Raw genomic sequence first — 11,252 nt, 5'->3', positions numbered from 1 at the left:
TCCAACCGATACAACCTGACAGATTTAGATTATCAATATTAGCATTCAGCATGTCTGCAAAGGTCTGTGTCTGCATTTCTGCTGATCTCATTTCTGTTGCTGTTGAAGACCCACTTGCGCAACCGGACATTTTCGCATTTGTTTTCCAGTAACTATCCGTAACTTTGCCGTAATTGACCCCTATAAAACCTCCTACATATTGATTACCGGATACATTTCCTGCTGCATATGAATTAATAATCTGGCCTTGATTGTTATTCCTTCCCACTAATCCACCTACATAGGATGCGCCTGTAGTGACACCCACAGCATATGAATTCGTGATTGTTCCATTGCTTTGTCCTATTAATCCGCCAATATATGATGAGCCGGCTACACTTCCATTTGCATAGCAATTTATCACTGTAGCACCGTATACATAATCAGAATTAGAATTATAATAGCCATTTTGGCCTACTAGACCGCCTACACAATTACTGCTACCTGATACCTCAGCTGTTGCATAAGAGTTAGAAATTACACTATTTGATCCTGAAACACATCCGATCAAACCTCCAACATAGGAGCAACCCGATACATTGCCGGTTATGTATGTATTTGTAATGGTTGCATTACCATTGCACCTTCCTACAAGGCCACCTATATTGTCACCCGTTGAATAGATTGAGGCATTCTTTAGCCCTACATTTTTGATTGTTGCTGTGCCTGTATATCCGAATAGCCCCAAATACGATAAAGCACTCGGGCTACTTTCAGTTCCGATTGTCAAGTTGCTTATCGTGTACCCATCTCCATCAAAGGTTCCTGTAAACGGTTTTGAAGTGTTTCCAATAGGTGTCCAATCTTTATAACTTGACAGATCTATATTATTTCCAAGTTTGTAGCATTTCCCAAGTCCTGTGGTAGAAATTGATGCAAGTTGATCTGCAGAAGTAATGATATAAGGATCTGACGATGTTCCAGTTCCGCTTATATTTGCAGCGTTTACCGTTAGTGGCATACTAGATATTAAAATAGACAAAGCCACCAATACACAAATTAAAGATTTTAAATTTCTTTTAAAATACTTTTTCACTCCATTATTCTCCTTTTTTATAATTAAAAATATCATAAGATAAAATAGCGTATAAAACCTTAATAACAGTATTCTTTATTCTATAAAGCATTCTTTGGTTACAATGTAAAGCCTAAATGACTCCACAAAATGAAATGGACTTTATCTTATTTAGATAAAAACGGAGTCCATCTGCAAAACAAATAAAAATTGACCTCGAATCCACAATTTCCGGCATTAACCGACGTAAATAAATCTGTAAAGGCTTGTTGTATCTTTAATGGAAAAATCACAATCTTAGTCCATGTAAGACAGACTTTTCACAAGTTTAAAGGCGTACCTTAATATCAAATCAATTTAGGGATCAGCTGACTGCAGACAAATAACCAATTCGCTTTACGGCTTTGAGTAGCCTTACTATAAAGATCATCCTGTTGTTGATATATCCCTTATGCAAAGTAAAACCCTGCTCCAAGAGGTTATCCAATCAGAAAATGAGCACCTTACCATATCTAGAGATATTGATGAGAAGGGTACAGCCCCTTATATACAGCTGCCGCCAAGCAGGACATTGAAGGAGTCGCGGCGAAAAAAAAGATAGTATATATCAACTCGGCAAAGAACTAAAGATTAGATTTTAAGAATAGCTGGATGATAATTATGTCGTACTCTGCTACATTGAAAAAAAGAAGAATGTGCTTAGCCTCATACTTGGCCGGAATCAGGAGATCAATCTAAATTATAAAGATTATGTCACTCTTGAGGTATTGCGGCAGAATTCCATGGTAAAACTATATCCAAATATTCTAAATTGAGGGCCTTCAAGTATTTAAATAATATCTTTTGCATAGTAATCTAAGCCAGTTATGGTTCCATCATCTTCAACAGTAATAAGTAATTTTCTGCCATTATCATTTACGAATGCAACTAAGAGCTTCACCGATTTTTCTTGCAATATATTTCACGAAACGTGAATACTTATATTTTGATCTATCTTCAATGGCAGGTTTAAGTTCTATGAAATGGCTTTCGCCTAAACTAATTGAATCCCATATTTTTGACTCAATGTTAAAGTCTTATCCATAAATTTGCTCCTTAAAATTAATTTCTCACTATATATTCTAGTGTTTAATTACAAAAACTACGCTTATTACTATAATATTGCACTATTTTCTTTTATTATATCGCTACAGGAAATACAACCAAATTTTACCATTATTGCAAATGGAAAATTTAAATAAAATTTTTGAATCCAATAATTTCGTATTAGAATCAATTAAAGAAAAATCAAAACATCCACACTCATACAGAAAATTACGACATAATTCTATTTTTTATTCGACACAAACTCTATTAGAGCTCTTGGTTTGCTAGGTAAATTAAATAATACTATTTCCAATACTGAATCTGCTATAGAGTATCCCACCGTAAAAAACTCCAGCACGGACATTTTGTCCAGGTTGGAGTTTACATATCTTTTCCCAAAATTTTTTCTATATTAAAAAAGGAACATCCAGTGTTTTCTCACAATTGAACTAATTCTGATCTCTTATTAAGTCTCTTCTTGTTTACAAACATGTTGTTCCTCTATATCCCTATATTGATAATTGGGATATTTGATCCAATTTTCTAAATTATGAACTTTGCTTCCGATTTGACCAAGAATGTTATACAAAGTCTTGTTCTTAAAATATTGAACTGCAATTATCAATAACAAGAAAATAATTAGGGTGAAATATTCTATCACGTGCCAAAGCAGGGCGATCTAAAATCAGTGGGCCATACAACTCTTTTAAATCCATACCGGTTAAAATTGATTTTACCCCTTGTAATGCCGCCGCTTTTGTCGTATCTATCTTCAAAATACAGGCATGTCCATNATCACGTGCCAAAGCAGGGCGATCTAAAATCAGTGGGCCATACAACTCTTTTAAATCCATACCGGTTAAAATTGATTTTACCCCTTGTAATGCCGCCGCTTTTGTCGTATCTATCTTCAAAATACGGGCATGTCCATATGGACTTGTGAGTAATCTGGCGCAAAGAACCCCTGTGGTAGGGAAATCATCGGTATATTGAGCCAAGCCAGTTACTTTTTCCCACGCATCTTTACGCTGTATGTTTTTTCCGACAGCCATAATCATAGCCCAGAGTCCCCCACCTTGTTTCAATCGTTTTTCTTCATTGTATAATTCCCCCAATAATGAAAAAAATGTAAGATTACGAATTTAAGAAGGGAAATCATATGAAATCAATCATTTGATCGATAAAAGGGAACGGATGACAAAAGAAACCTGAAAAGCAACAAAGTCAATACCACCCGTTTTACGGGTGGTATTGACTGCTACATGTTCTAAAAATCTTCTGTAACAGGAAAATCTTGAAATGGCAATTTCGAACATTTCTTAAGTTTCTCAATAATATTGCCACGATTCTCCAATGTAATAAAAAATTTACGATCTTTTAGTTTTATTTTATTTATATCAGACCGTTCTTTACTCGTAATTGGTCTCTTGGAAATATAAATAAAATTAACATGCATGCATCTCCCTCTTGAATGGGCAGCACCTATCTCGCAAACCTCTAACCATGAAAAAGTACGTATTTTTATAAATCCACAGTATAAACTTATTTTTTTATAATCAAATTCTATCCTTAGACATGCAATTGGAATCAAAATATACATAGGATATTCAAAAAAAACGAAAAATAATATAGATTCAATTACACTCCATTTAAATTTAATAACAAAGCAAAGAGCAACTGCTGAATAAAGAAAAAATATAATGAGCACGCCGACAGTAAATGTTGAACTCTTTTGATATTTCACCATTTAATCTCCGTCTTTCTCTAAATAATCGTAAACTTGATTAATTACCAATTGCTTATTCCCAAGAATATAATTTATTGCAGTATTTCCAGCAATAGATTGCCTGACATCCTGTATACGAATATCGCATAAAGTAACTAATCTTTTTAGAATATGTCCTTGCATTGGGGGATCTTTAAAAGAATTGGTCCATCCGTAACCGCAAACATTAAAAATCCCGCCTAACATTGCAGTAAAGATAAGCTCTTTAATGACTTTAGGCTGTGTAAAATATTTTGCATCTACATTTTTCTCTGTCATACATACATATATAACCTGAGACATTGTTGAACTTGCCGAACCTAAAATAGCAGAGACTAATGCACTAGATCCACCTGTAGCTACGAGTAAATCAGTTGCCAAGCCCATGAAAAACCCACTACACAAACCACTTACTGCACCTGCCGTCGGATCACCACCGGTCAATTTAGCCGAAAGCCATCCGTATCCAGCGCCAAATATTGTACCTAGAGCTGTATTAATAAAATGTCCGTTAGCGTCGGTGTTGATTATAGGATTGTTATTTACATATGCATACAAATTCGAATCGATTAAGTCACTGGCATCGTGGTATCCAGAGTCATCTTTACTAATAAATCTGCCTATTTCAGGATTATAATATCTGCTCTGTAAATAATACAAATTTGACTCGAAATCATAATAGTAACTCCGATACCGGAAAGGATTCACTTCACCTAATGTATTCGCCAGAGTACCACCAATACTGATTAAGTTGCCCCAACTGTCATAAGTATAGCTAACAACTTCATTATTGTTGCTGTCAAACAATCCAATGATATCACCTTGTGCATTTTTTTCATAAGTATATGTAGTACCATTAAACGTCATTTCCGCCAAACAATTATACATATCATAAATGAAATTTAAAGTATTCGTGTCATCGGCTTGGCTAACAACATTATATTTGTTATCAAGCGTATATGCCGTAAGCTTTCCATTTATAGCCTTGCTTGTACGTATACCATTGTCGTTATACTGATAAATAACCTGATTATCCGCATTTGCAATACCATTAAGATTTTCACCACTCCAAGAATACGTTGAGCCATTGTAAGATATTAAATTTCCGTCACCATCGTAAGTAAGTTCATTTCCATCATAATTTATCAATTGATCAGAATCGTTGTACTGATAATTATAAATATGGGTGGATTCACTTAGAGCCCCACTTGTATACGGGTGATCCGTCTTAGTTTGAATATTTCCACTGACATCATAGGTATAAGTAATCGTTTTATTCAGCCAACCGTTATCCTCACGAATCAACTGATTGTTTGAATCGTATTGGTAGGCAGACTTCTTCACACCATTTTCACTTACAGATAAAATGTTGCCATGTTCATCATATGAATAGTCTAAACTTTTGATGGAAGAAGAATTTGACTGATTTTGTATAGAAATTATATTACCAGAAGTGTTAAAATTAAAAATTTGGCCATTGGGTTGACTAATTGATACGCGACGATTTTTTTCGTCATAGATATAAGAACTAATTCCTAAAACGGAATCCTTTGTGAGGCTAATATTGTCTAAAGTATCGTAAGTAATATCAATTGTTCTTCCATCAGAATATGTCATTTTTCCAGTTTTATTGGAAGGGTCAAAAGTAGTGACTGTGCCATCCGGGCTTGAAACAGAAATCAAATTACCACTCGAATCATAAGCGAAAGTCATTGTTCCATACGTTGAATTTGAAAAATAGATCAGATTCCCGATATCGTCATATTTGAAAGTGCTTGTATTACCATCCGAATACGTAATTAAAATAGTTTGTCCGTTGCTATTATAGTTTATCACTGTGCCATCAGGATCGGTTTCTATTTTTCCATTTGAATCATAGGAAAAGGTTGTCTCTCCAAATTGAGAATCATATTTTGATGTCAAGTTTCCTTTAGAATCATACGTATATGAAATGCTATTTCCATTTGAATCGGTTTCGTTAGCTATTGTTCCATCGCTATTATAAAATGTTACCGTTCCCTGTGGGTCGGTGATTGTCTGCAGAATACCAGATTCATCATAAGTATAGGTGGTTGTACCATACTTCGAATTCTTGTTTGAAATTAGATTTCCCCTTGCGTCGAAAGTTTTCGTATCCATGCTGCCATCTGAGTTCGTGACCTTAGTAGTGGTTGTTCCATCAAAATTGGTTTCATAAACGGGAACGCCATTGAGATATGGGAGACCATTATTATAGTCCGAATCATAATTCCATTGCATACAACTGGAATTTTCCAGACTGCTAATATTGGAATTTAGCGTATCAGCAAATGACTGCTCCTTCATAGCTGAAAAAGTTATCCCTGTGACGTCAGAGCTACCCGGTGCGGAGTTTGACGTTGCGTTATAATAACAATTGGTTAGTGCACCGCCGTTAGTCCCAATGAAACCACCTGCATTGGAAGTTCCTGAAACACCCCCAGCCTCATATGAATTAATGATGGAACCGCTATTCGTACCTACGAAACCACCTATATTGGAATTTCCTGATGCATTACCTGTTTCATATGAATTTATTACAGTTCCAGTGTTGCTTCCCACAAAACCACCAATAATTGTATCTCCAAATACATTTCCTGTGGAATACGAATTTGTAATACGCCCCGCACTAACATTGCTACCAACCAGGCCACCGGCATTATTACCACTATTAGATACCATACATTCTGAAGAAGAACTATTAATGATACTGGATTCGTTATAGCCGACTATACCACCGACATAATTATTGCCTAAAACAGTTCCAAACAGATATGCATTTTCAACGATACTAGAATTACTGCTTTTTCCAATAAGACCTCCAATATAATTACCACTGGAATAAATTGAGGTGTAAACAGTAATATTTTTAACTATTGCTTTATTGATAACTCCAAACAATCCAAGATACGGCTGTGAGCTTGGAACTGGTGAAGAACCAATCATCAAATTAGATATTGTATGGCCGTTTCCGTCAAATGTTCCTGTAAAAGGATTCGTACTAGTTCCTATCGCTTTCCAATTTCTATAGCTTGAAAGGTCAATATTGTTTCCAAGCTTGTAGCATTTCTCAAGTCCTGTTGGAATTGCCGCAAGCTGCCCCGCAGTTGTTATGATATATGGATTGGAATCCGTACCATCTCCTAATGCTGAAGAATAAGTTACAACCTTAATAGCTTCATTTCCCGCATTATCTTTTGCATAGATTGTATATGTTCCCGCTGTTAAATCACTAATTGTTGTACCAGTAAATACAATACCGCTTGTTTTAAAAGTATCTATCGTTTGTTCACCAGCTAAGAATTTCTGTATGGCGATACCACTATTATCGTCATATATAGTAGTGTAAATTTCCTCTTTACCAGTAGAATAATTCTGGTACGCATAGGCATTAATCATTGGGGGAGTGGTATCTTCAGTTGCAATACCTTCACCAACACCTTGTAAAACAGGCGGTCCATTCACATATTTCCAATCGACACATCCTGAAAGGCCCAGATCATCTATATTTGTGCTAAGCGTATATGCAAATGCCAGTGTCTGCATATCTGCAGGTGCCATTCCTGCAGCTGCAAACGTTCCTGAATTTAAACCGTATCCAGATAAATTTTCAGTTGTGTTCCAATACCCACGGGTAATTGTATTCGTATTTTTTCCTGCAAAACCTCCCACATTGGAATTACCAAATACTTTACCCGCAGCATATGAATTTATAACCTTACCGCCATTGTCCCCAACAAATCCACCTAAGTTGGAAGTACCCGATATATCGCCAATTGCATAACAATTCGTAACAGTTCCTCTGTTTTGTCCAACCATGCCGCCTACACTACTGTTGCCAGACACGTTACCTTTCGCATAACTGTTCGTAACTGTTCCGCCATTTTGCCCTATCAGGCTACCTATAAAATTGCTACTCCCTATCACCTCAGCCGTGGAATAAGAATCTGAGATTATAGCAGACGATGAGAGTACATTCCCAATCAAACCTCCGACATAGGAACTGCCTGACACATTACCTGATACACATGAATTTGTTATTTTTCCCGATCCATTATAATACCCTACAAGGCCACCTATATTAAACCCGCTAGAATATATGGAAACATTTAGGCATAAATCTTTTATAGATGCATTACTTATAGATCCAAATAGTCCTAAGTACGATAAGTTGCTCGGTTCGCTTGATGTTCCAATTGTTAAATTGCTTATCGTATAACCACTGCCATCAAAGCTTCCTGTAAACGGTTTGATATTGTTGCCTATTGGCTCCCAGTTTGGATAGTTTGACAAATCTATATTGTTCCCCAATTTATAATATTTTCCAAGACCAGTTGAAACTCCTACAAGTTGTGCTGCAGTGGTAATAATATATGGATCTGAACTTATACCGCTTCCATTAACAGGAGTAAACGTAACAACTTTAGTTGTTTCATTTCCGGCATTGTCTTTTGCATAAATGGTATATGTTCCAACAATTAATCTACTTACTGTCGAACTTGTAAAAATATTACCGCTTGAAGCAAAATAGCTTGTTGGCTGAATTCCTTCTGCGTATTTTTGAATTGCTATACCGCTGCTATCATCCGTTATTATAGTTTGAATCGTTTCTGTTCCGTCATTGTAATTCTGGAACGCAAATGCCTCTATTGTCGGAGCTTCTGTATCCGAACTTACATCCCCATCTCCAATTCCTTGTAACACAGGAAATCCGCTATTTACTCCAGAATAGTATTTCCAACCTACACAAAATGTTAAACCCAAATTACTTATATTTTCATTCAGTGTATCTGCAAAGGTCTGTGTCTGCATAGTTGCTGCTGGCATCTCCGTTGCCGTAAAAGCCCCAGAGTTATACCCATAACCAGACATTTGCGCAGTTGTTTTCCAGTATCCGCTAATAACTTTTCCGGAATTAGATCCTACAAAACATCCTATTGTTTGATTACCCGTTGCACTGCCCGCTACATAAGAATTAGTGATTTTACCTTTATTGTACCCCACTATTCCACCGGTAGAGGATGCGCCCCGCACGATGCTGTTTACATAACAATTCATAATTGTACCAGAACTTTGTCCGACCAGACCGCCTACATAGTCTCTGCTGCCGGATACCTCAGCGGTTGCAAAAGAGTTAGAAATCACAGCATTTGAGCCTGAAACATATCCGATTAAACATCCGACATTGGAGTTGCCTAATACATTACCGGTTACGTATGTATTTGTTATTGTTCCATTTCCATTGCAGTACCCTGCAATGCCACCCACATAGTCACCATTTGAATAGATTGAAGTGTTTTTTAATCCTACATTTTTTATTGTCGCTGCACCGATATATCCGAATAATCCTTGATACGGCAAGGTACTCGGAATACTTTCAGTTCCTATTGTTAAATTGCTTATTGTATGCCCGCTGCCATCAAAGCTTCCTGTAAAAAATTTTGAATTGTTTCCGATAGGCATCCAGTTTGCATAACTTGACAGATCGATATCATTACCTAACTTATAGCTGTATCCTAGTCCTGTAGAAATTGCCGCAAGTTCAGATGCGGTTGTTATAACATATGGGTCTGGACTTGTACCACTTCCTTTATTAGGAGTATATGTTATAACTTTAGTGGCTTCATTGCCAGCATTATCTTTTGCATAAATAGTATATGTACCTATTGTTAAACCATTTATTATAGAACTGTTAAATACAGTACCATTTGTTGCAAAATAGCTTGTGGGCTGAGTTCCTACTGCATATTTTTGGATTGCTATACCGCTATTATCATCTACTACAGCTGCATGTATTATTTCCACTCCACTGGTATAATTTTGAAATGCGTCTACTGTTATAGTCGGGGCTGTTGTATCTGAAATTGCAACTCCATCTCCAATTCCTTGCAATACCGGAAATCCGTTGTTAGCTTCTGAATTACATTTCCAACCCGTACAACCTGATAGATTTAGATTATCAATATTGGCATTCAGTGCGTCTGCAAAGGTCTGTGTTTGCATAGTTTCTGCCAACATCTCAATAGCCGTAAAAGTCCCTCTACGTTCCCCGCAACCGGGTATTTGCGCATTTGTTTTCCAGTAACTATCTGTAATTTCGCCGTACTTGGATCCTATAAAAGCTCCTACATATTGATTACCGGATACATTTCCTGCCGCATAGGAATTAATAATCTTGCTTTTATCGTAATTCATTCCTACTAATCCACCTATGTGGGATGCGCCTGTAACGATACCTGTAGCATATGAATTCGTGATTGTTCCATTGCTGTGTCCTGTTAATCCGCCTATATATGATGATCCTTTAACGACGCTGTTACAATAACAATTTATGATAGCTCCTACTTTTGCTCCTACCAGACCGCCTACATAATTACTGCTGCCTGATACCTCAGCGGTCGCATAAGAGTTAGAAATTACACTATTTGATCCTAAAACATGTCCTATCAAACCTCCGACATAGGAGCAACCCGATACATTGCCAATTATGTATGTATTTGTAATGATCGCATTACCGTTGCAACACCCTACAAGGCCACCTATATTGTCACCCGTTGAATAGATTGAGGCATTCTTTAGCCCTACATTTTTGATTGTTGCTGTGCCTGTATATCCGAATAGCCCCAAATACGATAAAGCACTCGGGCTACTTTCAGTTCCGATTGTCAAGTTGCTTATCGTGTACCCATCTCCATCAAAGGTTCCTGTAAACGGTTTTGAAGTGTTTCCAATAGGTGTCCAATCTTTATAACTTGACAGATCTATATTATTTCCAAGTTTGTAGCATTTCCCAAGCCCTGTGGTTATTACAGCTAGCTGTAACGGTGTTGTTATAACATACGGATCCGATGAAGTACCAGTTCCGGATATTGCGGTATATGTAGTTGCTTTCGTTGTTTCATTGCCCGCATTATCTTTTGCATAAATAGTATATGTTCCTATTGTTAAACCATTTATTGTCGAACTATTGAACTCAGTGCCATTTGTTGCAAAATAGCTTGCGGGCTGAGTTCCTGCTGCATATTTTTGAATTGCTATGCCACTGCTGTCATCCGCTACTGTCGCATGTATTGTCTCTGTACCATCCGCGTAATTTTGATATTGATAGACAGAAATTGTTGGGGGTGTTGTGTCACCACTTACATCACTCTCCCCCATTCCCTGTAATACCGGAAATCCATTGTTAGCTTCTGTATTACATTTCCAACCGATACAACCTGACAGATTTAGATTATCAATATTAGCATTCAGCATGTCTGCAAAGGTCTGTGTCTGCATTTCTGCTGATCTCATTTCTGTTGCTGTTGAAGACCCACTTGCGCAACCGGA

General features: G+C 36.9%; 4 protein-coding genes. All 4 read right to left on the bottom strand.

What is annotated here, in order from left to right:
• Nucleotides 1-1,075 (bottom strand): GLUG motif-containing protein (locus C1A02_RS13170; protein WP_279385509.1); only part of this gene is annotated, 1,075 nt, incomplete at its 3' end.
• A 1,664-nt stretch (nucleotides 1,076-2,739) separates the two neighbouring features.
• Complete coding sequence (locus tag C1A02_RS13800) at nucleotides 2,740-3,192, bottom strand: hypothetical protein (RefSeq protein ID WP_442339005.1); 453 nt, start codon at nucleotides 3,190-3,192, stop codon at nucleotides 2,740-2,742.
• A 215-nt stretch (nucleotides 3,193-3,407) separates the two neighbouring features.
• The gene (locus C1A02_RS13160; protein WP_129588176.1) at nucleotides 3,408-3,884 is read right to left on the bottom strand and encodes a hypothetical protein; all 477 of its coding nucleotides are present in this window, start codon (nucleotides 3,882-3,884) and stop codon (nucleotides 3,408-3,410) included.
• A 3-nt stretch (nucleotides 3,885-3,887) separates the two neighbouring features.
• Complete coding sequence (locus C1A02_RS13155) at nucleotides 3,888-11,201, bottom strand: GLUG motif-containing protein (protein WP_164997230.1); 7,314 nt, start codon at nucleotides 11,199-11,201, stop codon at nucleotides 3,888-3,890.
• Nucleotides 11,202-11,252 lie beyond the last annotated feature (51 nt).

The organism is Clostridium minihomine, assembly GCF_900240385.1.
In the GTDB taxonomy this organism is placed as follows: domain Bacteria; phylum Bacillota; class Clostridia; order Oscillospirales; family Acutalibacteraceae; genus Faecalispora; species Faecalispora minihomine.
Note: the sequence above shows the minus strand (reverse complement) of the source record. Positions and strands in the feature narration are given on the sequence as shown.